At 70.5% G+C, this 25557-nt stretch carries 20 protein-coding genes and 1 pseudogene; 11 read left to right on the top strand and 10 right to left on the bottom strand.

Going from position 1 to position 25557, the window contains the following annotated elements; translation table 11 throughout:
• Positions 1-300 (bottom strand): annotated as a pseudogene (locus tag QH270_RS05200) (hypothetical protein); the annotation flags it as partial.
• 278 nt (positions 301-578) lie between these two features.
• Positions 579-1610, bottom strand: a complete 1032-nt coding sequence (gene gnd / locus QH270_RS05195) for a phosphogluconate dehydrogenase (NAD(+)-dependent, decarboxylating) (RefSeq protein WP_280339188.1) — start codon at positions 1608-1610, stop codon at positions 579-581.
• A gap of 334 nt (positions 1611-1944) precedes the next feature.
• On the opposite strand from gnd, the gene QH270_RS05190 reads away from it, so the two are divergent.
• Positions 1945-3822 carry a VanW family protein gene (locus QH270_RS05190; protein WP_280339187.1) on the top strand — a complete coding sequence of 626 codons (1878 nt, stop codon included), beginning with the start codon at positions 1945-1947 and terminating at the stop codon, positions 3820-3822.
• A 7-nt stretch (positions 3823-3829) separates the two neighbouring features.
• Here QH270_RS05190 and QH270_RS05185 read toward each other — a convergent pair whose 3' ends face one another.
• From QH270_RS05185 to QH270_RS05175, 3 genes are all read right to left on the bottom strand, one after another.
• Positions 3830-5098 carry a DUF5685 family protein gene (locus QH270_RS05185; RefSeq protein WP_280339191.1) on the bottom strand — a complete coding sequence of 423 codons (1269 nt, stop codon included), beginning with the start codon at positions 5096-5098 and terminating at the stop codon, positions 3830-3832.
• An 86-nt stretch (positions 5099-5184) separates the two neighbouring features.
• Positions 5185-5784, bottom strand: coding sequence for a TetR/AcrR family transcriptional regulator (locus QH270_RS05180; RefSeq protein ID WP_280339186.1), 600 nt, complete (start codon positions 5782-5784; stop codon positions 5185-5187).
• 85 nt (positions 5785-5869) lie between these two features.
• Positions 5870-7045 (bottom strand): glycoside hydrolase family 3 N-terminal domain-containing protein, encoded by a 1176-nt coding sequence (locus QH270_RS05175; RefSeq protein ID WP_280339185.1) that lies wholly within the window; start codon positions 7043-7045, stop codon positions 5870-5872.
• A gap of 113 nt (positions 7046-7158) precedes the next feature.
• Between QH270_RS05175 and QH270_RS05170 the strand changes: the two genes are divergently transcribed.
• From QH270_RS05170 to QH270_RS05155, 4 genes are all read left to right on the top strand, one after another.
• Entirely contained in the window at positions 7159-7626 is a 468-nt protein-coding gene (locus tag QH270_RS05170; RefSeq protein WP_280339184.1) for a universal stress protein, read from the top strand.
• Positions 7627-7765: 139 nt separating this feature from the next.
• Positions 7766-8875 (top strand): isochorismate synthase, encoded by a 1110-nt coding sequence (locus QH270_RS05165; protein WP_280339183.1) that lies wholly within the window; start codon positions 7766-7768, stop codon positions 8873-8875.
• A gap of 68 nt (positions 8876-8943) precedes the next feature.
• Positions 8944-9114 (top strand): DUF2613 domain-containing protein, encoded by a 171-nt coding sequence (locus tag QH270_RS05160; protein WP_022566695.1) that lies wholly within the window; start codon positions 8944-8946, stop codon positions 9112-9114.
• Positions 9074-13294 carry an alpha-(1->3)-arabinofuranosyltransferase gene (locus QH270_RS05155; protein ID WP_280339189.1) on the top strand — a complete coding sequence of 1407 codons (4221 nt, stop codon included), beginning with the start codon at positions 9074-9076 and terminating at the stop codon, positions 13292-13294. Before QH270_RS05160 ends, QH270_RS05155 begins: the two co-directional genes overlap by 41 nt.
• A gap of 191 nt (positions 13295-13485) precedes the next feature.
• Here the strand turns inward: QH270_RS05155 and QH270_RS05150 are convergent, their stop codons facing one another.
• Positions 13486-14682 (bottom strand): acyltransferase family protein, encoded by a 1197-nt coding sequence (locus tag QH270_RS05150; protein ID WP_280339182.1) that lies wholly within the window; start codon positions 14680-14682, stop codon positions 13486-13488.
• 146 nt (positions 14683-14828) lie between these two features.
• Here QH270_RS05150 and QH270_RS05145 point away from each other — a divergent pair, with 146 nt between their 5' ends.
• Positions 14829-16016 carry a DUF3068 domain-containing protein gene (locus tag QH270_RS05145; RefSeq protein ID WP_280339181.1) on the top strand — a complete coding sequence of 396 codons (1188 nt, stop codon included), beginning with the start codon at positions 14829-14831 and terminating at the stop codon, positions 16014-16016.
• 52 nt (positions 16017-16068) lie between these two features.
• Here QH270_RS05145 and QH270_RS05140 read toward each other — a convergent pair whose 3' ends face one another.
• Positions 16069-16284, bottom strand: a complete 216-nt coding sequence (locus QH270_RS05140; RefSeq protein WP_232995734.1) for a hypothetical protein — start codon at positions 16282-16284, stop codon at positions 16069-16071.
• 91 nt (positions 16285-16375) lie between these two features.
• On the opposite strand from QH270_RS05140, the gene QH270_RS05135 reads away from it, so the two are divergent.
• Positions 16376-16957: a TetR/AcrR family transcriptional regulator gene (locus QH270_RS05135; RefSeq protein ID WP_280339179.1), complete on the top strand. Its 582-nt coding sequence runs from the start codon at positions 16376-16378 to the stop codon at positions 16955-16957.
• A gap of 10 nt (positions 16958-16967) precedes the next feature.
• Here the strand turns inward: QH270_RS05135 and QH270_RS05130 are convergent, their stop codons facing one another.
• A complete protein-coding gene (locus tag QH270_RS05130; protein ID WP_280339178.1) occupies positions 16968-18146 on the bottom strand; it encodes a polysaccharide biosynthesis protein in 1179 nt (392 codons plus the stop codon).
• A 188-nt stretch (positions 18147-18334) separates the two neighbouring features.
• Here QH270_RS05130 and QH270_RS05125 point away from each other — a divergent pair, with 188 nt between their 5' ends.
• Together QH270_RS05125 and QH270_RS05120 are read left to right on the top strand one after the other, a co-directional pair.
• Positions 18335-20308 (top strand): hypothetical protein, encoded by a 1974-nt coding sequence (locus QH270_RS05125; RefSeq protein WP_280339177.1) that lies wholly within the window; start codon positions 18335-18337, stop codon positions 20306-20308.
• Between the two features lie 36 nt (positions 20309-20344).
• Positions 20345-21250, top strand: coding sequence for a hypothetical protein (locus QH270_RS05120; protein WP_280339176.1), 906 nt, complete (start codon positions 20345-20347; stop codon positions 21248-21250).
• A 2-nt stretch (positions 21251-21252) separates the two neighbouring features.
• On the opposite strand, the gene QH270_RS05115 is transcribed toward QH270_RS05120, so the two are convergent.
• Positions 21253-22425, bottom strand: coding sequence for a glycosyltransferase family 4 protein (locus QH270_RS05115; protein ID WP_280339175.1), 1173 nt, complete (start codon positions 22423-22425; stop codon positions 21253-21255).
• A 99-nt stretch (positions 22426-22524) separates the two neighbouring features.
• Between QH270_RS05115 and QH270_RS05110 the strand changes: the two genes are divergently transcribed.
• Complete coding sequence (locus QH270_RS05110) at positions 22525-23325, top strand: class I SAM-dependent methyltransferase (RefSeq protein WP_280339174.1); 801 nt, start codon at positions 22525-22527, stop codon at positions 23323-23325.
• Here QH270_RS05110 and QH270_RS05105 read toward each other — a convergent pair whose 3' ends face one another.
• Positions 23326-23622 carry a hypothetical protein gene (locus QH270_RS05105; protein ID WP_022566699.1) on the bottom strand — a complete coding sequence of 99 codons (297 nt, stop codon included), beginning with the start codon at positions 23620-23622 and terminating at the stop codon, positions 23326-23328.
• A gap of 211 nt (positions 23623-23833) precedes the next feature.
• Between QH270_RS05105 and QH270_RS05100 the strand changes: the two genes are divergently transcribed.
• Entirely contained in the window at positions 23834-25282 is a 1449-nt protein-coding gene (locus QH270_RS05100) for an aldehyde dehydrogenase (RefSeq protein ID WP_280339173.1), read from the top strand.
• Positions 25283-25557: the final 275 nt, after the last annotated feature.

Below are 25557 nucleotides of genomic sequence, written 5' to 3'. Positions count from 1 at the left end.
CGCGCCGAAGCCGACCGGCGGGAAGTCGGTGATGGTGTTGACGTAGGGGTTGCCGATGCCGGTGGTGCCGACGATGACCTTGTAGGTGACCGAGGTGCCGACACCGATCTGCTCCGCGCTGGCGATCTTGTCGTAGACGTGGGTGACGCCGACGGTGCTCGCATCCCTCTTCTCGGCATGGCTGCTCACCGAGCAGCCGGTGTCGGCGGCGGCGACGCCGGAGCCGAGCCCGACACCGACACCGGCGACGACCAGTGCGGTGGTGGCGACGCCGGCGGCGATGCGCGAAGTCCGGAACATGATTTCCTCCAAAGTCCAGGCTGAGTGGCCCGGACGAATCCTCATCGAGTGGTCCACCCCCTCTGACCTCGAAGGTATCCGTCGGACTGGACAGTTGTCCTGGAAAACAAGAACACGTTCTCATCTTTGTGGAACATTCGCGTTTTACTCTCCGGCGCGGGTTCGCCCGCGTAGCATCCGGGGTTTTCGCTCCGGTTCGCTTCGGTCCCGAAACGGCGGGACCGACCCCCCACAGCACGGCGGAAGGCCGGTCCAACGGGGTCAAGCCCCCTCGACGACTACTTCTCCGGCAGCTCGTTGTGGCCGCCGAACGCCTTGCGCATGGCCGAGAGCATCTTGTCGGCGTAGAGGGCCTCGCCGCGCGAGGAGAAGCGCTGGAACAGCGCCGCCGAGAGCACCGGGACCGGGACCGCGGTGTCGATCGCCGCGTCGATGGTCCAGCGGCCCTCACCGGAGTCGGAGACGCGGCCGCTGAAGCTGTCCAGGTTCGGATCGGCGTAGAGGGCGCCCGCGGTGAGGTCGAGCAGCCAGGAGGCGACGACAGAGCCGCGCCGCCACACCTCGGTGATGTCCGGGATGTCCAGGTCGTACTGGTAGTACTCGGGATTCTCGAGCGGGGTCTCCTCGGCGGAGTGCTCGCCGCCGTCGTGCGCGGCGCCCATGTTCGCGTGCTGGAGGATGTTCAGGCCCTCGGCGTAGGCGGCCATCGCGCCGTACTCGATGCCGTTGTGCACCATCTTCACGAAGTGGCCCGCGCCCGCGGGGCCGCAGTGCAGCCAGCCCTGCTCGGCGGGGGTCGGCTCGCCGGTGCGGCCGGGGGTGCGCGGCGCCGCGTCGACACCGGGGGCGATCGACTGGAACAACGGCTCGAGGTACTTCACCTGCTCGGCCTCGCCACCGATCATCAGGCAGAAGCCGCGCTTCAGGCCGAACACGCCACCGGAGGTGCCGATGTCGAGGTAGTGGATACCCTTGGGCGCCAACGCCTTCGCGCGCTTGATGTCCTCGTGGTAACGGCTGTTACCGCCGTCGATGATGATGTCGCCCGGTTCGAGCAGTTCCGACAGCTGGTCGATCGCGGCCCCGGTCGCTCCCGCCGGGATCATCACCCAGACGACGCGCGGCGCGTCGAGCATGGCGACGAATTCCTTCAGGTCGGTGCTGCCCTGGAAGCTGTCGCCGAGTTCGGCCGACAGCTCGTCGATGTGGCCCTGATGGCGTTCGTGACCGACGGCGGTGTTCCCGTCCCGCACGATGCGGCGCACGATATTGGCGCCCATCCGGCCCAGGCCGATCATTCCCAGCTGCATCAGTTCTCCCTCGTTGTCCGGTGCCTGGTGTCGAGTCTCACGTCAGATTGTCCCGGGTGGCCGCGCGGGGGTGCGGGGCGGCCGTCACCTGGGCCGGAAAAACTTTCCCGAAACGGCCTGTAACGCCCTGGATGGAGGGCCGATAAACAGATCGGCTCCGTGTAGTTGCCAGACCCCCGACCCGGCAACTACGCGGAGCCTTCCTGCTGTCCATCCACTGTTGCCAGGCTGCCGAGGGCGACGAACACCATTACCCTTGGCCGGGGGCCCACAAACATCGGGGCCGGGCGCACCTGACTCCTCAGTCGCCATGACACCCAACGGAAGGACCTCCGTGCCCAGCCAGTCGAACGCCGGCGGACCGGCAGACCGACACCAGGGCGAGGTCGGACTACGCAAGCTGCTCGAAGCAAATCGCACTTTCGATGCCGACACCACCGCCCTGCCCACCCAGCCGATCAGCACCGTGACCCGGGACCGCTGGTCGCCCGCGCCGAGCACCCAGCAGCAGCCCCCGACCGGATCGGGCAACACACAGCTGGCGAAGCGGATCGGTATCGCCGTCGGCGCCGTGTTCGCCCTCGGCACGGCCGCCTACCTCGCCGACCTGGCGCTCAGCAGCGGCGAGGTGCCGCGCGGCGTCGTCGTCGCCGGAGTCGACGTCGGCGGGATGGACAAAGCCGAGGCCGACAACCTGCTGCGCGAGCAGCTCGGGCCGAAGGCCGAGCGCCCGCTGCCGGTGCGCATCGGCGACGTGCGCGACACCATGGTCCCCGCCGAGGCCGGACTCCAGGTGGACTGGAACGGCACCTGGGCCGCCGTCGGCGACCAGCCGATGAATCCGGTGCGCCGACTGATCTCCCTGTTCGGTACCCGCGATGTGCCCGTCGTGAGCACCGTCGACGCGGCCGCGCTCGACCGCCAGGTGGCCGACTTCCAAGCGCACGACAATCCGACCGTCGAGGGCACGGTGCGCTTCGAGAACGGCACACCGGTCGCGGTGCCGCCGGTGCCCGGCCGGGTGCTCGACACCGCCACCGCCCGCGCCACGATCATCGATCGCTGGGCCGCGAGCAGCGAGCTGGAACTCCCGGTGATCGCGGCGCCGGTCGCGGTGCGCACCGAAGCGGTGCAGGCCGCGCTGCGCGACATCGCCACCCCCGCCGTCGCCGCCCCCATCACCGTCGCGGGTAAGGACGCCGAGGGCAAGGACGTACAGGCCGTGCTCAGCCCGGAGCAGATCGCCGGTGTGCTCGGCTTCGTCCCGGACGGGAACGGCGGCCTCGCGCCCAAGATCGACGACGCCGCGGCCGTCGCCGCGCTCGCGCCGCAGCTCGCGGCCTCCGAGGTGGAGCCCAAGGACGCCACCTTCACCGTCGGCGCGGGTAAACCCACCGTGGTGCCCGCCGTCGTCGGCAACAAGATCGACTGGCCGAAGACGCTGGAGAAGCTGCCCGCGCTGCTGACCCAGCCGGGCGACCGGACCGCCGAGGCCGTGTACCAGCGGGTCGAGCCGAAGCTCACCACCGAGGCCGCCAACGGGCTCGGCATCAACGAGATGATCGGCGAATTCACCACCGGCGGCTTCAGCGGCCCGTCCGGGGTGAACATCCGCACCGTCGCCGCGAAGGTGAACGGCGCCGTGGTGAAACCGGGAGAGACGTTCTCGCTCAACGAGTTCACCGGTCCGCGCACCGCCGCCGAGGGGTACGTGGAGTCGGGCATCATCGACAAGGGCAGGCCGAGCACCGCGGTCGGCGGCGGCATCAGCCAGTTCGCCACCACGCTGTACAACGCGTCGTACTTCGCCGGGATGGAGGACGCGGGCCACACCGAGCACAGCTACTACATCTCGCGGTACCCGGCGGCGCGCGAAGCCACCGTCTTCGACGGCGCGATCGACCTCGCCTTCCGCAACACCGCCGCGACCGGCGTCTACATCCAGACGGTCGCGACCGGCTCGGACATCACCGTGCGGCTGTGGGGTACCAAGACCGTCGACGTCGAATCGATCACGGGCGAGAAGTCGAAGCCGACCGAGCCGCAGGAGATCACCCTGCCCAAGGGCAAGGACTGCATCGCCTCCGAGGGCGCGCCCGGCTTCACCATCTCCGACACCAGGGTGATCACCGATCGCAAGACCGGTGCGCAGGTGTCCCGGCACACCAGGACCGTGAAGTACGACCCGATCCCGATCGTGAAGTGCGAGTGAGGATTTCCTAGCAGTTGCAGTCGCAGCTGCAGCAGTCGCCGCACCCGCAGTCCTCGCCGCAGCAGTTGCTACAGCAGTCACCGCAATCGCAGCAGTCGCCGCAGTCGCAGTGCTTGGCCCAGGCGTCCTTCTGCTCGCCGGTGCACGGACTGGTGTGGTCGACACAGCACGCAACGCCCGTGCAGTAGACGCCCAGGATCAGCCCACCCGCCTTGATCGGGCCGGGCCTCCTGGTCGGCCTGCGCCCGGGCGGAGATGGAAACTGGTACGGCGCATGCTGTTGCGCGGCGGGCGACGTGCGGCAGACATGGCCGACGGCGATGCCGAGGCCCTGCCCCAGCCGGCGCAGCAGCGCGGCCAGCGGGTCGAGTAGTGCCCAGCGGACGGTGGGCAGCTGGTCCAGCTTCGCCGCGGCGGCGGACGCGCGAATACGGGATTCGCTCTCGCGCAACAGCTCATAGGCGCGCGGCATGTCGGTACCGGTGGCCTCGAGCGGGTTGAATCGGCCACGGAGCCGGTCGCGCTCGCGGTCTTCGATGGCGTCGGCGAGGTGCGCGATGCGGCCGATGTGGCGGCCGATCTCCTGAAGCGCCGCGACGTTTTCCGGGCGACCCGCGAGGACGGCGGTGTGGCCGAAGAGGGTGGCGGCGCAGAGTTGGGTGGGGGCGGTGAGCTCGTCGAGCGTGCTCGGCGGGGTGCCCGAGCCATCGGCGTGCTCGCGCGCGCTGGTGGACGTGCGATCGGCCCGCGGCGTCCCCGTCGGCGCGACGGTGGTCGTGCGCTCGGCCCCCGGCGCGACTCCCGCGCGCGCCTCGAGGGCCGTTTGACTGTCGATGGCGGTGATCAGCGGGCCGATGTCGAGGCCGATGAGGTCGGCTTGCGCACGCGCTGCCGCCGACCATGCGCCGGAGACCCGGCGCATCGGCGGGCGCGCGAGGCGGCCCGCGTCACCGTCGTCGACGTGGTCGCGAATCTTGGCCGCGCCCAACAGCAGTGACGCGGTGGCGGCCAGTTGAACCCCCGGCGCGTTCGCCGCGACCACGGACGCGCGACGCATGCCGCGCAGCGCGCAGGGGCCGGCGGTACGGCGCTCGTCCGGCGCCTCGGCCTGCGCCTCGGTGAGCACGCTCAGCACGATGGCGTCGGTGTTGGTCGCCGCCCTGGCCAGCTGGCCGGAGCCGTCGCGCAGACCGAGGCACAGCCCGCACATGTGCGCCTGCCACTGCCCCGGATCGATGCCGTACTTCGCCGCACCGTGCGCGCACGGCTTCAACACACCGAACAACTGCCCACCCCGTCTGCCGTGAAATGTCTAACCGTGCACCCTGGCAGGTCGACGACGAGGTGGCAACCGCTGGCGGGCTATTCGGTCTTCTTGCGTCCGGCCAGACCACGCCAGGCCAGATCGTCGAGCAGGTCGACCGCCTCGGCCACCTCGATCCGGCCACCGGCGACCCGGTCGGCGATCGCCTCGCCCGCCCCGATCACCGCGGCCGCGACGACCTCGAAATTGGTGCCGGGATCGGCGTGCTTGGCGCTGGATTCGAGCAGTTTCGCGGTGAGTTCGATGACGCGCTCGCGGGCGTTGTCGATCTCGGAGGCGAACGCTTGCTGGCCGATTGCCTGCCGGTAGAGCACCTGCCAGGACTGCCGATTGCGGTCGACGAAGTCGAGGAACCCCTCCAGCGCCGTGCGAACCTGCTCGTGCGGGGTGAGGTGCGGGTTGCCCGCGGGCGCGACGGCCTCGATGAAGCGCAGTCCCTCGCGCTGGATGCAGGCGCGGAACAGCTCGTCCTTGGAGCCGTAGTACAGGTAGAGCATGGGCTTGGAGATCTTGGCCTCGGCCGCGATCGCGTCCATGGAGGTATCGTGGAAGCCCTTGCGCGCGAACACCTCGACGGCGGCATCGAGCATCTGCTGCTCGCGAACCGCCCGGGGAAGTCGCTTCGTCCCGCCCGCCATCCACTCTCCTACCGCAGGGTGAACACCTATCTTACTCCAAGGTAAGTTCACCCGTACCCATTTGCCGCACAGTCGCCAGACACACTCAGCAGCCCAGCGGCACGCCCTTGTAGCGCGCCATCCGCAGCACCGAGGCGTCGACCCGGTCGGCGGGCAGTTTGCCACCAGCCACCGACTGTTCCAAACGGTCGAGCACCTGCGGCACCGCGTCGGTGCTGATCCACAGGGCATTGTCGGCCCCGGCGACGAGCGCCGCCTCGACCGCCTCCTCGATCGACATGCGCGCGGTGATCGCCGCCATGCCGCCGAGATCGTCGGTGAAGATCGGGCCGTTGTAGGGGGCGGCGCCGTAACCGGTGCCCTCGCGCAGCAGCGACATCACGGCCGGGCTGATGCTGGCCGGGACGTCGGGTTCGGTCAGGCCGGGCACGTCCAGGTGCCCGACCATCACCGCGGCGCCGGAACCGACCAGGTTCCGGAACGGGACCAGGTCCTTGTCCTGCAGCTCCGAGAGCGGGGGTGTGCGAACCGCGCCGGTGTGCGAGTCACCCGAACCCGAACCGTGCCCGGGGAAATGCTTGATGACCGAACCGAGGCCGACCTCGTTGGAGGCGCGGATGTAGGCCGCGGCGTAGTCGGTGACGACCTGCGGGTCGTCGCTGTAGGAGCGGTCGCCGATGACGCTGTCGTCGGGCTGGGCGCTCACGTCGGTATCGGGCGCGAAATCGACGGTGATGCCGAGATCCTTCAGCGCCTTCGACCTGGTCAGCGTGTTCTGGTAGTGCTCTTCCGGCGTCTGGGTCTGGGCGACCACGCGGGCCGACGGCGCGGCGCCGATGACGTTCTTCGCCCGCGAGACCCGGCCGCCCTCCTCGTCGATGGTCACCATCAACGGCGCCTTGGCCTGGGCCTTGACCGCGTCCAGCGCGGACTTGTCCAGCAGGCTCGGGTCGGTCCAGCTGCCGACGAAGATGCCGCCGACCTGCTCGGTGCTCACCACATTCGACGCGTCGGCCGCGCCGGTGATGCCGACGGTCAACAGCTGCGCGAGTTTCTCGCGCTGCGTGAACTTCGCGAGATAGTCCGTGCCGCACGGGTTTTGGACCGGGGTGGCGGTGGCGGGCGAACCCTGCTCGCCCGTGGACGAGGTGGCGGCGCCGGTGCTGCTCGCCGCGGGGGTCGTCTCGGTGGACGAACCTCCCGAGCAGGCGGTGGCGACGGCTGCCAGAACTGCGAACACGACCACAGGCGATTTCCGCATGGGCTCCACGGTAGCCCCGTCGCGATCCGAACCGCCGAACCGGTTGCCGATTGGACCCCCACTCGCGGGGGTAACCTGTGCACACAGACGCTGTACCAGCGCAGGAGGTCGTCATGGCTTGCGATCGGATGCTCATCGCCTACGACGGTTCCGAGCACGCCAAGCGCGCCATCGAGTACGCGGGCCGCTTCCTCACCGCCGAGCGCGCGATCCTGCTCACCGCATGGGAACCGATGGTGCGTCAGGCCGCTCGCATCTCCGGGCTGGCCGGGGTGATGCAACCGGACTGGGTGCCGGACGAGGAGATCGAGGACATCGCCTACACCGATGCCCGCAAGATCAACGCCGAGGGCGTGCACCTGGCCGAACTGGCCGGGATCACCGCCGAGGCGCGGACCGTCGAATGCACGACCACGATCTGGAACGCGATCGTCGACTGCGCCGACGAACTCGACGTCGACCTCATCGTCGCCGGTACCCGCGGCGCCACCGGGCTGCGCGCGTTGCTGCACAGCAGCGTCGCCGAGGCCGTGCTCAAGCACGGGCACCGGCCGGTGTTCCTGGTACCGCCCGAACACTGAGAGCTGGGTCGCTGTCGCGTCGCCACGGCCCGCCGCGGCGCTATGGTCGGAGCATGGACCGCACCGGCCGATCGGCTTCGACGTCCGCCCTGATCCGCGCCGTGACGGGGACCCCAGGGCGACGGGCGGTCCGGGTCCGATGAACAACTTCCTGCTGGCCCGCCCCGACGGCGTACTGCGCGCATCGGGGATGCGTGCGAGCTTCCCCGATCCCCGCCAGGCCGCCGCAGCGCTGCGCAAATGGCCGACGGGGCCGGAGGTCGGGCCGAAGCTGATCGTCGGCGCACTGCCGTTCGACCCCGGCGAACCCGCCGCGCTGTGGCAACCCGAGTCGGCGCTGCACACCGCTGGTCCGTGGCGTCCGGCGGCGCTGCCCCCGCTGCCCGAGGTGCGGGTGGTCGCGCAGCTGCCGAGCCCGGACGAGCATGTAGCCAGGGTGGCCGCGCTGATCGAGCGGCTCGGCGATCCGGCCGACGACCTGCGCAAGGTGGTCGCCGCGCGATCGCTGGTGGTCGAAGCCGCGGAACCGCTGGAACCGGAGGTCGTGGCAGGCCAACTGCTGACCCGGCACCCCAGCGCGAGCGTCTATGCCGTCGACCTGACGGCGGCGGGACGGCCCGGCGAGACGCTGCTCGGCGCGACGCCCGAGGTGCTGGTCACCCGGCACGGTGACCGCGTCGGCCTGCATCCGCTGGCCGGCACGCTGCCCCGGCTCGCCGATCCGGCCGCCGATGCCGCACAGGCGAAGGAACTGTTGGCCAGCGGCAAGAATCACGACGAGCACGCGTACGTGATCGACTGGATCCGCGACCGGCTGACACCGGTGTGCGCCGAACTCCACATCCCCGACGGGCCCGAACTACTCGGCACCGAACAGGTCTGGCACCTGGCCACGCCGATCCACGGCGTACTGCGCGATCCGGCGACGACCGCGCTGGATCTGGCACTGCTGCTGCACCCGACGCCCGCCGTGAACGGCACACCCTTCGACGCCGCGCTGACCGCGATCACCACCGCCGAGCGTCGCGGTTTCTACGGCGGCGCGGTGGGTTGGTGCGCCGAGGACGGCGACGGCGAATGGGTCGTCGCCATCCGCGGCGCCGAGCTGTCGGCCGACCTGCGGACCCTGCGGGCGACCGCGGGCGGCGGGATCGTCGCGGCCTCCGAGCCACTGGCCGAACTGGCCGAGACGACCGCCAAGTTCCGTACTCTGCTCGGCGCGCTCGGATGTCGGCTGCCCGAAGACTGACCCGCGGCCCCGGACCTGCTAGGTTGGCCCGAGTACCACCCCCACGTCGAGCCGAATTGGAGTGCGCGATGAAGTTTGCTGTTCCGGCTGTTGCCAGCGCGGTCGGCGGCGCCCTGCTGAGCGCTATCGCCGTCTTCGCGATCACGGCGGCGGTACAGCAGAACACCGCACCCTCGATCGACCGCAGCGGTGACAAGGATTCCTCGCTGCTCAACGCTCCTGAATACGGCAGCCGCTGAGCCGAAGGGCCGCGCGGCTCCACTGGGTTGGCGCTGGTTCGTCGGCTCGGTCATCACCGCTTTCGTCCTCACGTTCGCGCAGGCTCCCGGCCTGACGGTCGCGGACACCAAGTACGACCTCGCGGAGAATCCGCTCGGCTTCCTCGCGCGCGCCTCACATCTGTGGAGCAGCCAGGCCCCGATGGGCCAGGTACAGAACCAGGCCTACGGCTACTTCTTCCCGCACGGCGCCTTCTTCGCCGCCGGTGACCTCCTGCACGTCCCCGCCTGGGTGACCCAGCGCGTCTGGTGGGCGCTGCTGTTGCTCGCCGGGTTCTGGGGCATCGTCAAACTGTGCGAGACGCTCGGGATCGGCTCGCGCGGGTCGCGGGCGGTCGCGGGCATCGCGTTCGCGTTGTCGCCACGGGTGCTCACCACGCTCGGTTCGATCTCCTCCGAGACGCTGCCGATGATGCTGGCGCCGTGGGTGCTGCTCGCGCCCGCCGCGCTCGGTGTCGCCCTGCGCGCGGGCGCCGAGCCGGATACGGGGCGACGCGGTGGCGCGCACTCGCCGGCGGGCAGCGCGCTCGCGCTGGCGCTGATGGGCTCGGTGAACGCGGTCGCGACCGTGGCCGCCTTCCTGCCCGCCGCGCTGTGGTGGGCCTCGTATCGGCCGAATCGGCGGTGGTGGCGGTTCACGGCGGCCTGGATTCCGCTGCTGGTGCTCGCCACCTTCTGGTGGGTGGTGCCGCTGCTGCTGCTCGGGAAGGTGAGTCCGCCGTTCCTGGACTACATCGAGTCGTCCGGGGTGACGACGCAGTGGGCCTCGCTGGCCGAGGTGCTGCGCGGCACCGATTCGTGGACGCCGTTCGTCTCCCCCGAGCGCATCGCGGGCGCGGTGCTGGTGACCCAGCCCGCCGCCGTCCTCGCGACCGGGCTGCTCGCCGCCGCGGGCATGGCCGGGCTGGCGAAGTCGTCCATGCCGTATCGCGGCCGCTTCACGCTCATCCTGTGCGTCGGGCTGGCCGGGATCTGCGCCGGTTACGTCGGCACGCTCGGCGGGCCCTTCGCCGACACGGTGCGGGTGTTCCTCGATTCCGCGGGCGCGCCGCTGCGCAATGTGCACAAGCTCGAACCGCTGATCCGGTTGCCGCTGGTGCTCGGCCTCGCCCATCTGCTCGGCCGGGTGGCGCTGCCTGCCTCGGTGCCGCTGCGGGAGTGGCGCGACAGCTTCGCCCATCCCGAACGCGACCGGCTCGTCGCCGTCGCCGCGCTGATCCTGGCCGCGCTCACCCTGGCCACCTCGCTGGCCTGGACCGGCAGGCTCGCGCCGCGCGGCGCCTACGACCGGGTGCCCGCGTACTGGACCGACACCGCGGACTGGCTCGCCGACAACGCCGCCGACACCCGCGCGCTCGTGGTGCCCGGCGCGCCGTTCGGCAGCCAGATCTGGGGACTCACCCGTGACGAACCGCTGCAGGCGCTGGCCGGCACGCCGTGGGCGGTGCGCGACTCGGTGCCGCTGAATCCGCCGGGCACCATCCGCGCGATGGATTCGGTGCAGCGGCTCATCGCCGACGGCCGACCGTCGACCGGCCTGGCCGCCACCCTGGCCGACCAGGGCATCGGTGTTCTGGTGCTGCGCAACGACCTCGACCCCGAGACGTCACGCTCGACCCGGCCGATGCTGGCGCACCAGGCGATCGAAGGCTCGCCCGGGCTGACGAAGGTGGCTAAGTTCGGCGACCTGATCGGGCCGCGCGCCGCGGACGCCGGGCTGGTCATCGACAACGATCTGCAACCCTCGTATCCGGCGATCGAGATCTACCGCGTCGAGGTGCCGTCACCTGGTACGCCGACGACAGTGCGTTCGGGCACCGGCGCACCGCCCGGATTCCCCGGCGCCTACACGGTCCCGCTCGACACGGTTCCCGTAGTCCACGGTGGCCCCGAGGTGCTGGAGCGGGTGCGCCGCGACGCCGGAAACCCCACGGCGCCCGTGCTTCTCACGGCCGACGCCGCGCGGGCCGGGCTGCCGACCGAGCCGGTGCTCGTGACCGATACGCCGATGGACCGCGAGTCCGACTTCGGCCGGGTCGACAACCACAACTCCGCCGTCCGCGCCGCCGACGACGCGCGCCGCACCCACAACCTGGTGCCCGACTACCCGGTCGACGGCACCCCGCTGGTGCGCGGCGAATGGTCGGGGGCGAAGGTCACCGCGTCCAGTTCGGCCGCCGACGCGACACAGATCGGTGGCGCCGCGCCCGGCAGTTCCACCGCCGCCGCCGTCGACGGCGATCCGAGCACCGCCTGGATCAGCAACGGTGCCGAACCCGCTCTCGGGCAATGGATTCGGCTCGATCTGGACGAGCCGATCAACTCCGGCTCGCTGCGGTTCACCACCACGGCCGCCGCGCTGGGCGACCCCGTCAAGTGGGTGGAGGTGCGGACCTCACGCGGCACGGTGTCGGCACGGATCACCGAACCCGGCGCCCCCGTGAATGTGGCGCTGCCCGCGGGCGAGACCGACTGGGTGATGATCACTGCGGCGCGCACCGAAACCGGCACCAGCGGTGGGCAATTCGGGATCAGCGAACTCACCCTGGACGACTACACCGTCCGGGACGCACCGACCAGGGTCGACATCCGGCATCGCGTCGCGCTACCCGACCTCCCGGCGGGCAGCACCATCACCGGGTGGGACCTCGGCCAGGAATTCCCCGGTCGCAGTGCGTGTTTCGACGGCCCGATCCGCGTCCACTGCAGCAAGGGACTCGGCCTGCCCGCCGAGGAACCCGGCGTCTTCAACCGCACCCTCGCCGTCCCCGAACCGCTCACGGCCGCCACCGACCTGACCGTCCGCACCAGGCCGGGCCCGGCGCTGGAGGCGCTGCTCACCGACCACGCCCGGCCCGTCGCGCGCGGCAAGGCCGATGTCGCCGACCTGCGTGGCGCCGCCTTCGCCGCCACCGACGGCGACCCGAAGACCACCTGGACCGCGCCGGAAGCGACCGTCCGTGGCCTCGCCGGCGCCAAACCGACACTGGTGCTGGAACTTCCGGAACCCACCGAGGTCACCGGGCTCGACCTCACCACCGCGCTCGGCGGACTCCCGGCCACCGCCACCTCCGTCGCGGTGAACCTGGGCAACGGCCCGCAGGTGCGCGAGCTGCCCGAGCGCGAGCACGGCGAACCGGCCCGGATCTCGTTGCACCCCACCGTCACCGACCGCGTCGAGATCAGCATCCAGACCTGGAACGAGGTGCTCGACCGCACCGCGCTCGGCTTCGTCCTCACCCAGCCCGCCGGGCTCGCCGAGGTGGAAGTGCTCGGACCCGGGTATCCGACCCCCGCGCCGGGCGACCGGCTGGTCACCATCGGCTGCGAGGCCGGGCCGGTGCTCGCGATCGGTGGCCGCACCGTGCACACCACCATCACCGCCACCGCCGACGAACTCCGTTCCGGCGCACCGGTTTCCGCCCGTCCCTGCGCCGAGGACGCGGCCGATATCGAACTGCTCCCCGGCCGTCCCGACCTCACCGTCGCACCCACCGAGCTGTTCACCGTCGACCGGCTGCGGCTGATCCGCACCGACCCGATCGCCCCGGTCGCGGCCACCACCGCCCCCGGCACGCGGCTGCTCGTGCTGCCGCTCAGCACGAATGTCGGCTGGCAGGCGCGCACCGCCGACGGGCGGGAACTCGACCCGATCGTCGTCGACGGATGGCAGCAGGGATGGCTGCTTCCGGCGGACGCGAAGGGTGAGGTCACCGTGTCGTTCCCCGCCGACCGGTGGTACCGGCTCGCCATCTTCGGCGGGCTGCTCCTGCTGATCCCGCTGGTGCTGCTGGCGATTCCGCGACGCGGCAAGGTGCGTGACCTGGGGTCCGCGCCGGTGACCTGGGGTGTCCGGTGGGCGGGCGCGGTCGGGCTCACCGGAGTGGTCGCGGTCGTCTCCGGGCCGATCGGGGCGGCGCTCACGCTGATCACGCTGGGCTGCGCGCATTTCCGGCCGATCGTCACCGCGCGGGTGCTGCCGTGGGTGGCGGGGCTCGGGACGCTGATCTCCGCGGCGGCGTTGTCGACCGGGCCGTGGCGGTCCGGGGTGCCGTACATGGGCGGGTCGCTGTGGGCGCAGGCGCCCGCTGTCATCGCGGTCGTCGCGGTGGGTGTCGCGGCGCTACCGCGCCGACGCTGATCACGCACCGGGGCAGCCATCCGGACGGGCTCGTTCAGGCCGGCGCGCACAGAGCGTACCGGGGCGAGCCCGATGCGCACGCGCGGCGCTGGTCGGCGCGCACGGAACCTACCGAGGCGAGCCGGATGCTCCGCGCACGCACGCGCGCGGTTGATCGGCGGCGGCTGACCGCCTCGCGTGCACCGATGTCCTCACGGTGCCGAAGCCTCGAGTGCCGCGGTCTCCTCGGCGCGCCGGGAGCGACGGGCGGCCGCGGCCTTGTCCCAGCGGCGGGCCAGGCGCCGCGCCGGGTCCTCGATCAGCGCGAAACTCGCGGCGGCCAGCGGCATGGTCAGGCCGACGGTCAGCACGAGGACATAGCCGAAGTGGCCGTTGAACGGGAGCAGGCTGAACACCGGGAAGACCATGGTGAGCACGACCAGATGCCAGAGGAAGATGCCGTAGGACCAGCGGCCGAGCGTCGCCGCCGTCGCGGATTCCAGCCAGCGGTGCGGTGGGGCGTCGGCCGGTCGCAGCACCAGCGGGGCGAGCAGACCGAACCCGATGACCATGCCGAGCAGCATCTTCATCGCGTACTGCCACGGCTGGGCGCGTTCGAGCCCACCGGGACCGCCGAACTCGGTCGCCGAGATCAGGAAGGCCAGCGCGGCCAGCGCCCACATCAGCGGCTGGGAGGAGCACAGCCGCACCCACCAGGCGCCGGGCCGGATCTGATAGATCAGTTCGGCGAGCACCATGCCCGCCGCGAACCACGGCAGATAGCCGGGGAGCCAGTTGTCGGCGTGGATCGCGTCCGGGGTGGGGATCGGCCACAGGTTCCAGGTCAGGCTCACCGCGACCAGCCCGCCGAGCACCGGCACCCGCCAGCGCGCCGCCCGGCCGCGCAGCCGCACGACCAGCCAGGCCAGCAGCGGCAGCACCAGGTAGAAGGCCACCTCCACGGACAGGCTCCACATCTGGGTGAGGCCGTCGGTGAGCGTCAGCGGCACGAAGACCTGCAGCAACAGCAGGTTGGACACCCACACCCGCAGGTTCGCGTGCTGGGCCGCGCTGGGCAGCAACACCAGCACGAACACCACGACGACCCAGTACGCGGGCATGATCCGCATCAGGCGATGCAGCAGATAGCGGGCGGTCGACGGCGCGGAACCGACGCCGCGCGCCACCGCCGCGTGCGGGCGCCACAGCAGGAAACCGGACAGCGCGAAGAACACCGCGACGGCCATGTCGAAGCGTTCCAGGATCGGGCCGAGCACCGGGATCCGGCCGGTGCCGGTCTGGAAGGCGACATGGGTCACGACGACACCGAGCGCCGCCATTCCGCGCATGCCCTCCAGGGCCGGAATGAAGGTGCGCGGTGGCGTCACGGGGGTGGTCACGGTCGTCATCGGGGTCCAGTCTGCCCTGTCGGCGATTTACGGGGCTCAGCACGGCACTCGGCGCGGTCGGGCTGTTAGTGTCGGGGCTCACGAGGGCCTAGGGTGCAATACCAGACCACCGGAGGATCCGTGTTCGAACGACGAGGAGAGTTTGCATGGCACTGAGTGCCGGTACCAGAAGGACGGTCGCCTGCGTGCTCGTGGGTCTGGGCGCGGCATTACTCGTCGCCGCGCTGATGATCCCCACCTATACGGTGAGCAAGGTCGCCAAGACTCCGCTCGACCTCGAGATCACCACCATCGCGCAGAATCAGCCGGGCGAAGACAGCCTCGTGCTCGATTCCAAGTCGCTGACCACCGGTGATGGTCCCGCCGTCGTGAACAAGGACGTGCCGCTGATCTCCCAGCGCTTCGTCACCGTCGAGGAGCCCTCCGACGCCGACCAGATGACGCTGCAGGCGGGCCAGACGCTGCGCCGCACCGACGTGCAGGGCGACACCGGTCTGCTCACCGCGGCCATCGACCGCGTCACCATCGACCGCAAGACCGGCATGCCGGTCGACACCGACCCCAACGGCTCGATCGCGGTCACCGTGAACAAGGACGGCAGCGTCATGGAGCCGGTGCAGCACACCGGCATCGGCTACCGCTTCCCGATCGGCACCGAGAAGAAGACGTACCCGTACTTCGACATCAACGTGCGGAAGTCCTTCGACGCCAACTTCATCGAAGAGACCGAGATCAACAACACGAAGGTCTACCACTTCCAGATGACCGCGCCGGTCACCAGCACCTGGGACGTCGTGCAGTCGCCGACCAACCGGCTGACCCTGCCGGCCGCGAAGTGGGGCGTCACCGACGTGCCCGCCGATCAGCCGGTGACCATGACCCGCTTCTACACCAACGTGCGCGACCTGTGGGTCGAGCCGCAGACCGGCACCGTGATCAAGGGCGGCGAGTCGATCCACCTGTTCTACGGGCGGGCGGCCGACAAGCCCGAGGTGACGGCGCTCAAGTCGCACATCGTCTTCGACGAGGCCACCGTGGAGTCGCAGATCGCGATCGCCAAGGAGAACACCGACAAGCTGTCGCTGTTCGGCCGTGTGGTGCCGATCGTGCTGGGCGTGCTCGGCGTGCTCGCCCTGCTGGCCGGATTGTTCTTCGGTCTGCGCGGCGGGGGTGCGCCCGCGCATGCCGGCCCGCGCGGACGTCGCCCGACGCCGGCGCCCGCCGCCGACGAGGGCAGCTCGCGCTACGAGGGTGATGACGCGCCGACCACCCAGTTCACCCGTGGGGACTACGACGCGCCGACCGAGCAGATCGACGTGAACAAGCGTCCCTGACAGCGGTTCACAGCGAACGGCCCCGGTCGATGACCGGGGCCGTTCTCGTTGTCTAGTAGTCGCACTGCGCGGCCGAGCCGCACTTCAGGAAGCGCAGCAGCGGGTCGAAGGCATCGATCGCGCTGCCCGACGATGCGCCAGGGGCAGGTTCCCCCGGGGCGACGACCGGAGTGGAAGCGAGCGGTTCGGCGACGGCCGGGCCCGCGGTGAGCACCGCACCGAATGCCAGTGCCGCGATACCGGCGCCGAGCAGCTTGGTGAACGCCATGATGAATCCTTTGTTCAGTTCTGAATGTCGAGCGCACGCAGTCTCGCATACTTGACCGATCGGTCGCAATAGCGCTTGGTATCCTCGAAAAATGGCGCGTACCAAGGAATTCGACCCCGAGGTGGTGCTCGACCGCGCCCTCGATCTCTTCTGGCAGCGCGGCTACGAGACCACCTCGCTCGCGGATCTCACCGAGCATCTCGGAATCGCCAGGGGCTGCATCTACGCGACCTACGGCAACAAGCACGCCCTCTTCATGAAGGCACTGCGACGACATCTGGAGATCGTCGACGCGCGGATCACCGTGGCGCTGTCCCGGCCGGGCCCGGCGGTGCCGGCGGTCATCGCCCTGATCGACGAGTTCGTGCGGGATTCGTGCAGGCCGGACCGGTTCCTCGGCTGCCTGGTGACCAACGCGGCGGTCGAGCTGGCGGCCCGCGACGCCGATGTCGCCCGACTGGTCGAATCCAGCTGGGCCAGAACCGAAGCCGCGTTCGCCGGCGCGCTCGCCCGTGCCGTGGCGCAGGGGGAACTGCGCCCCGACGCCGACCCGCGGGCACTGGCACGATTCCTGCTGGTGTTCTTCCAGGGCGTCTGGGTGCTCGAGCGCGCGCCGGATTCCGCTGCGCGCCTGCGGGATGCCGCGCGGGTGGCGAAGTCCGTCCTCGTGTGAATCGCGGCTCTTACGTGAACGAACGGTCGGATATCGCCGGGTCAGGTGCGGCGCGGCCAGCGGTCCGCAACACCACCAGCGCGACGAGCACGGTCGTCACGGTGGCCACCGAGACCGCGGTGGTGATCAGGGTGCCGATCGAATCGGCGAGGGTGAGCATCAGGACCACTTCCACCGCGAGACCGAGCCAGGTGAGCGCGGCCAGCGCGGTGCGCTCGACCGCGATCGCCGACAGCAGCGCGCCCTGGAGGACGGCGAGCACGGCGCCGTGCAGGGCGAACACCCACAGCATCCCCTGGATGGGTGCGTAGTCCCGGCCCGCGAACAGTGGCGCGAGCGGTGCTGCCACCGCGGCGCCGAGCACCGCGACGATGCCGATCAGCGACAGCACCGAGAGCGCGTCACGGATCGCCCGTCCCGAATGCGCGGCCAGCGCCATCCGTGGGTACAGGACGACTCCCACGGCCTGCGGGAGCCAGAAGGCGATCTTGGTCGCGACGGTGCCGAGGGAGTACTGGCTCGCCTCGGTGTCGTCGAGGACGATGCGCACGACGATCAGGTCCGCCGAGGAGAGTGCCATCAGCGCGGCTTGGACCTGGACCGCGCGCAGCACCGGCAGGACACCGATCCGGTACCGCGCGTCGGAGGTCGTCCGCCGGCCGGCTCCGCGCGTAGTCGAGCGGGCGATGCGGCCCGCGATGATCGCGGCGCTGACGATGCCCGCCGCGGCGGCCCACAGCGCGCCTGCCGCACCGCCGCCGAGGACCAGCGCGATCAGGGCGGGGGCCACACGAGCCGTACCCGCGAGGGCGAGGACTGCGGCGAGCGCTCGGAAGTGGTTGCCGCCCTGCATGATTCCCTGCTCGCCGGACAGCACCACCAGTGCGGGAGCGGCGCCGAGCGCGGCGGCCGCGGCCCACACACCCACATGCAGGACCCCGGCGACCACCGGCACCAGCACCACCGCGACCACGGCGACCAGCGCGGCGCACCGCCACTGCATCGCCCGGACCGCGCGGATGTCCGCACCGTGCACCACCTCGCGGGCCACCACGTTCTGCATGGCCAGGGCGGGCACCGCGCACAGCAGCTGCACGGCGAGCAGGCTCGCGAACTCGCTGAAGCCGGCGACGCCGAGCCAGCGGCTGGCGAGCAGTTGCAGCAGATACCCGGCGACGTTGGCGGTCATCGCGCCAGCCGTCACCCAGGTCAGGTCAGCAACGACAGGGGGGCGACGGACGGAGGACACGCCCCATCGTCGCACCTCGGCCCAGCACACATCAGCACAACCCCGAAAATGTGAGTCCGACCGGACTCACCTTGGCGCCGACGGGCACCACCCCCACCCGCGCGCGCCGGAACGTAAGGTGCAGTGACGTGACGAGAAGTGGGCGGGCGAGGGCCTGGGTGGCCGGGTACTGCGCAGTGCTCGCGCTGATCATCGTCGGCCCGCTGGCCGGCTCGGGATACCTGCTGCTCCGCGACGCCGTGAGCACACCACGCTCCTATCTCACCGACTCCGCGCTCGGCCTCGGCGCCGCCGCGCCCCGCGCCGTCCCCCAAGACGCTCTCCTCGCGAGCCTGTCGCCCCTGATCGACGGCGGCCTCCTCGTCAAGGCCATCCTCATCACCGCTCTCTGGGCCTCCGGCTACGGCGCCGCCGTCCTGGCCCGCGAACTCCTCGCCGCGCCCACCCCCGCCCAACTCGTCGCCGCCACCCTCGCCCTCTGGAACCCCTTCGTCGCCGAACGCCTCCTCCAGGGCCACTGGAGCCTGCTCGCCGGCTACGCCGCCCTCCCCTGGACCGCCCTGGCCGCCTCCCGTATCCGCCGTGCGGGCGGGGTCCGCAGGACCAGCGGGGCGCGGTCTGTCCGGGGGTCGGCGGGAGCATGGGCCGCGCTTGTGGCGGGTTTTGCGGCGGCCGGGTTGACGCCGACCGGGTCGTTGCTGGTCGCGGTGGTGGGGTTGGCGCTGGTCGGGCGACGGGCGTTCCTGCCCGCTGTCGGACTGTGGATCGTGACGTGCGCGCCGTGGCTCACCGCCACGGTGCTCGGGTCGGGGGCTGAGCCTTCGGACCCGGCGGGGGTGTCGGCGTTCGCGGCGCGGGCGGAGCCGTGGCTCGGGACGCTGGGCAGCCTGGCCGGGCTCGGCGGGATCTGGAACAGCGAAGCCGTCCCCGCCACGCGCACGACGCCGCTGGCCTTCGTCGGGACCGTGCTCCTGCTCGCGATCGTGGCGCTGGGGGTGCGCGCGGTGTGGGCGATCGGGCGCGACGGCCGCACGCTGCTGATCATCGCGGCCGCGGCGATCCTGCTGCCCGCCCTGGGTGCGACCGGGCCCGGACTCGCGCTCGGCGAGTGGCTCGTGGTCCACGTTCCCGGTGCCGGACTCCTGCGCGACACCCAGAAGTATGTCGCCCTCGCGATGCCCGCCTACGCCCTGTGCGCGGCGGCCGCGTGCCAGACCTTTCTCACCTGGGCCCGGCGGTTCTCGACCGGACCCGCTGTTCCCGTCCTCGAGCCCGCAGTCCGCGACAACGCGGCCACCGACATCGGCACCGAACGCGGCACTGACGCCGGGCACGAACCCATCCGAGCCGGCGGCACCCGCACGATAAGCGCGATAGAGATCGACAAGGACCACAGCGCAACTCACCCAGGCACCGGCGAACCGAGCGCCGAGCCGACGCAGCCGAACCTGACCGGGATTTCCGGTGTCGCAGCGCTTTTCATCGCTCTGTTGATTCTGCCGCTGGCCGACCTCGGCTGGGGAGTCGGCGGCGCGATGCGACCGGTGCACTACCCGGGCGGATGGGAGAAGGTCGCCGAGCACATCGACTCTCCCGGCGACGTCGCCGTCCTCCCGACCGGGATGTTCCGCGTATTCCCTTACAGCGGAACAGCACCTGTCCTCGACCCCGCCCCACGCATCCTCCCGAACGACGTCCTCCAGACCGGCGAACTCCTCGTCCGCGGCTACGCCGTCACCGGCGAAGGCAACCGCGCCCGCACGGTAGAGGAAGCCCTGATCCATGGCGCCCCTTCCACCACCCTCGCCGACCTCGGCGTCGGCTGGATCCTCGTGGAACGCACCACCCCCGGCCCTCGCGGTGACTCCGAAAAGACCCTTTCCACAACAGAACTCGTCTACGAAGACCAGGACCTAGCTCTCTACCGAATCCCCGCCCCCGCCCTCCGCGACACCGCCACCCCCACCCAACGCCGAATCTCCAGCACAGCCCACCTCCTCTGGGCCACCACCCTTCTCACCAGCCTCCTCACCGCCGCCGCCTTTCCCCGGAGTGTCTCCCGGCGCGGCGCCCGCATGTCCCCGAACACGCCGAGCGATTAGAACACCAGTGCGAGCGACGATCTATGTTCTCTCGCTATGGTCAGCTCACAGCACGAGGCGACGCACCGGATCTTCCGGCACGACGCTGGCACCTTCGCCCGCGCGTTCCGTACGCTTGGCCTGCCGTTCGGCGATCCGATCGAAGTCGAGCAGCTCTCCGTCGACCTCACCGAAATCCAACCGATCGAACGCCGCGCTGACGCCGTCCTACGGATCGTCACCGCGGACTCCACTTTTCTGCTCGTGGTCGAGTCACAGGGCCGACGCGACGACACCCGACCGGCAGCATGGTCCTACTATTTGACCTTCCTCCAGGCCAAGTACGACCTCGCGGTCGTTTTGGTCGTGGTCTGCCGGGGTGCGGCGACAGCGGAATGGGCAGCCGGCCCGCTCCGCCTCGGTCACCCGATCTGGCCCTGCCTGACCCTGCAGCCGCTCGTCCTCGGTCCGCACAACGTCCCCGCCGTCACAGAGGTCGCCGCCGCGGTCGACGACCTGCCCCTGGCAGTTCTGTCCGCGATCACGCATGCCACCCGTCCGAGCATCGGTGCGATACTGGAAGCGCTGGCAGAGGCGCTGCACCTCGTCGGCGATCGCGATGATGCACAGATTTACGCCGAACTTGTCGAACTTGGCCTCGATCGCACGCGAGGCGCCGAGATCTGGAGGAAACTGATGTCTGTGGATCTGTCGTTCTTCCGCTCCGAGACCTCGCAGCGCATCCGCGCCGAGGCGCGCGAGCAGGGGCTCGAACAGGGACTGGCAGAAGGCCGGGACCTGGGAGTGGCTGACAGCATCCTGCGGATCCTGAACAGGCGCGGCCTCACCGTGTCAGTGGCGGCCGAGGCCAGGATCATCGCCTGCCATGACAGAGGTCAGCTGACGACCTGGCTGGATCGAGCGATCACGGTGGGGACTGTCGAGGAGATGTTCGGCGACTGAGGTCAGGACTGCGTCGACGCCTGGGTTACCAGGCCGGTGACGAAACGGCCGGTGGCCGCTGCGGCCAGGACTTCGTGCACGCCGGAACCTGTTTGTTCCCAAGAGAATTCGTGGGCGCGGGCGCGGGCCTTCTCGCCCATCATCTGGCGGGTCTCGGGGTCGGCGAGCAGGTCGGCGGCGGCGTCGGCGAGGGCGGGGGCGTCGTCGACGAGCAGGCCGGTGACGCCGTCGACGATGGAGTCGGTCAGGCCGCGGGAGCTGCGGTAGCCGATGGTGGGGACGCCGTGCTGGGCGGCCTCGATGACGGCCAGACCCCAGCCTTCCTTCCGCGAGGGCATCACGTGCACCCACGCGGTGGACAGGATCTCGTGCTTGCGACGCTCGTCGACGTGGCCGTGGAAGGTGACCGCGCCCGCGATGCCCAGCTCATCGGCGCAGGCGCGCAGGTTGGGCGCCCACCAGCCGTCACCGATGACGTCGAGGTGCACGTCCGGGAAGCGGGTGCGCAGGGCGGCGACGGCGGTGAGCGCGTCCTCGATCTGCTTGTGCGGAACCAGGCGCGACAGCACGGCCAGGCGCGGGTGCGTGGCGCGGGTGTCGTCGCCGCCGGGGACGACACCGGCGGGAACAGGCTCGGCGCCGTTGCGGACGACGGCGATGCGCTCCCGGTCGACCCCGAGCACGGCCAGTTCCTCGGCCGACGGCAGCGACACGGTGAGGTACTGGTTGTCGCGGTGCACCCGCGGCGACAGGCGCGACTCGATCCACCAGCCGATCCGCCCGACCAGCTTGCCCGCCACCGGCCACTGCTCCCGATGCCCGTGGTGCACCAGCACCACCGACGGCACGCCGGTGGCCGCGGCGAAGAAGGGGATGCCGTTCTGGGTGTCGATCACGACGTCGGGCCGCACCTCGCGCAGCGGCCCGAAACCGAGCCGACCTGCGAGGATGGCGGCGAGGGCGCGCGGATACACGGTGAAGCGGCCGCCCGCGCGGCTGATGTCGATCCCGTCGATGCGTTCCCGGCGCGGCGCGCCCGGATATCCGGCGGTGCGCAGGGTGACCTTGATGCCGCGCGCGGCCAGCTGGGCGCCGACCTGCTCCAGATACCGCTCGCTGCCGCCGCCCTGCGGGTGCCCGGTGTCACGCCAGCACAGCAGGAGGACTTCACGCACGGTCGGGCTCGCAATCGGTTCGGTCGAGGACAAAGGTCGGCCACCACACTAGCGGGTGTGGTCTGCGCTACACAGCGCACTGCCCATAAACTCCTCGCCGTGCCGACCGCATCTCCGCCGACGACCGAGCGGCCTGTCCAGCGTCGCGACCAGACCAGGTTCGCGCGCCGCGCCACCCTGCGCCGCTCACTGCGCCTGCTCACCAGCTTCCGGTTCGAGCAGTCCGACCCGGCCAGGTTCTACGGCGGCATCGCGACCGACAGCGCGGACCTCATCGGCGACTTCTACGCCGACATCACCGGCACCGACCTCACCGGCACGGTCGTCCTCGACGTCGGTGGCGGCCCCGGCTACTTCGCCGACGAGTTCACGAGGGCGGGCGCACGCTACGTCTCGGTCGAGCCCGACCCGTCGGAGATGCACGCGGCGGGTCTGCGGGTGTCCGGCTCGGTCCGCGGATCGGGCATGGCACTGCCGTTCCGCGACAACGCTTTCGACGTCTGCTTCTCGTCGAACGTGGCCGAGCACGTGCCGCATCCGTGGGTGATGGCGGAGGAGATGGTGCGGGTGACCAAGCCCGGCGGCCTCATCGTGTTCTCGTACACGGTGTGGCACGGGCCCTTCGGCGGGCACGAGACCGGCCTGTGGCACTACCTCGGTGGCGAGTACGCCGCGCGCCGGTATCGCCGCAAGCACGGTCACGAACCGAAGAACAGGTTCGGCCGTTCGCTGTTCGCCGTGACCGCGGCCGACGGGCTGCGCTGGGCGGCAACGACATCGGCCGACGTACGGACGATCTTCCCCCGCTATCACCCGAGGTGGGCCTGGTGGCTGGTTCGAATTCCGGTGATCCGCGAGCTACTGGTGAGCAACCTGGTGGTCGTGGCGACCAAGGGCTGATCAGGCCAGCCAGCTCAACCGACGCGACCTGCGGACGGGCGCGGGTAGCGCGCTGGCCCAAGGCGATTCCTGAATCGCCAGCCCGACGGTCTCCAAGGTGGTCAGGCCGACCTGATCGGCTAACGCCCCGACCATCGCGACCGCCTCAGCGGCCTGAATGGCGGCAGTTGCCTGCTCGATCGTGAGCGTGCGGCCCGGCAGGAATGACACAACCCATCCCCCACTGCCCACACTCTTCGCTTGATGGTCGGTCTGGTCGCTGGTCATCAACGATCGGCCGATCACTTGCACAGCCATGAGTCGGTCTCCCCAATTCGCTGTAAAGGTCCGATGAATCGAGCGAGCTGATCAGTAGCTAAAGCATCCCCTTTTCAACAACAGAACGCAATAGTGCGTTTACCCGGGAAGCGAACCGACAGGTTGGAATTCACCCTGTTCACAGTCCTTGCGAGACAGTGAATTAGAACGTGTTGCAGACAACACGGCGACAAAACTGTAACGTGTTCTTATGCACTACGACAGTCTGTTCATCGGCGGGAAGTGGACCACCCCTGCCGGTAGTGACCGCATTTCCGTGGTCTCGCCCGCGACCGAGGAGACCGTCGGCAGCGTGCCTGCGGTGACCAAGGCCGATGTAGACGCCGCGGTCGCCGCCGCACGCGACGCCTTCGACAGCGGGCCGTGGCCATCGACGCCCCCACTGGAACGAGCCGAGGTGCTCAGCAAGGCGGCTCGCCTCATCGAGCAGCGCTCGCCCGAGTTGCTCGCCGCGCTCACCGCGGAGATGGGCGCGCCTTCGTTAGCCGCCTTGACACTCAACCAGATTCCGGCCGTCGCGGCCCTGGATGCTTGGGCAGCCTTGGCTGAGACGTTCCAGTGGAACGAGACTCGGACCGGTTTGTTCGGAACGTCCCGTGTCTCACGGGAACCGCGCGGCGTCGTCGCCGCGATCACCGCGTGGAACGTGCCGCTGTTCCTCGCGGCCAACAAGCTCGGCCCCGCCCTGCTCGCCGGGTGCACGGTGGTGCTCAAGCCGTCGCCGCTGACCCCGCTCACCGCCAACCTGATCGCCGACATCTTCACCGAGGCCGGTCTGCCCGACGGCGTGCTCTCGGTGCTGCCCGCCGACGCCGCCGAGAGCGAATACCTCGCCGGTCACCCCGGCGTGGACAAGGTGACCTTCACCGGCAGCACCGCGGTCGGCCGCAAGCTGGCCGCGATCGCGGGCGAGCAGCTCAAGACCGTCTCGCTGGAGCTGGGCGGCAAGTCCGCCGCCATCGTCCTGCCCGACGTCGACCTCGCGGCCGCCATCCCGGTCCTCGCGTTCTCCGGCCTGATGAACAGCGGCCAGGGCTGTGTCGCGCAGACTCGCATCCTCGCCCCGCGCAGCCGCTACGACGAGATCGTCGACGCGCTCGTCGCCCATGTGCGGACCATGCAGACCGGCGACCCGACCGATCCCGCCACCCAGCTCGGCCCGCTGATCAGCGAGAAGCAGCGGGAACGAGTGGAGAGCTACATCGCCAAGGGCAAGGAGGAGGGCGCGCGGCTGGTCCTCGGCGGCGGTCGCCCCGAGGGCGTGGAGCGCGGCTGGTTCGTCGAACCGACGATCTTCGCCGATGTGGACAACTCCAGCACCATCGCGCAGGAGGAGATCTTCGGTCCCGTCCTCTCGGTGATCCCCTACGAGACCGAGGAGGAGGCGATCGCCATCGCGAACGACTCCGACTACGGCCTGGCCGGCTCGGTGTGGACGACCGATATCGACCACGGTGTGGAGATCGCGGCCAAGGTGCGCACCGGTACCTACGCGATCAACTGGTACGCCTTCGATCCCACCGCGCCGTTCGGTGGGTACAAGAACTCGGGCATCGGCCGCGAGAACGGGCCGGAGGGACTCGACGCGTTCTGCGAGCAGAAGTCCGTGCTGATGCCGATGGGCTGGACGCCCGCGTGATCGGTCAGCGCCCGAAGGCGGCAGCCCGCGTAATCACGTAGGGCGCCCGCGCACGCGGATCGGGCACTTGCCTAGTCCTCCGGCATCTGGACCCGGAGCACCGGCTGCCCGGCAACCTGGCCCCGGGGGGGGGGGGGGGGGGGGGGGGTTGGTGGGGGGGGGGTTTTTTCACAACCGTGCCCCATTGGGGGGGCGGGCCCTACAGAAACCCCGCGGGGGGGGTGTTCATGGGGCTGGGGGCCATCTATATGGGCCGCTGGCGCACGCAGGTGCTC

It is taken from the genome of Nocardia neocaledoniensis (assembly GCF_029868625.1).
In the GTDB taxonomy this organism is placed as follows: Bacteria; Actinomycetota; Actinomycetes; order Mycobacteriales; family Mycobacteriaceae; genus Nocardia; species Nocardia neocaledoniensis_A.
The sequence above is the reverse complement of the archived record's forward strand: the minus strand, read 5'-3'. Positions and strand labels throughout refer to the sequence as shown.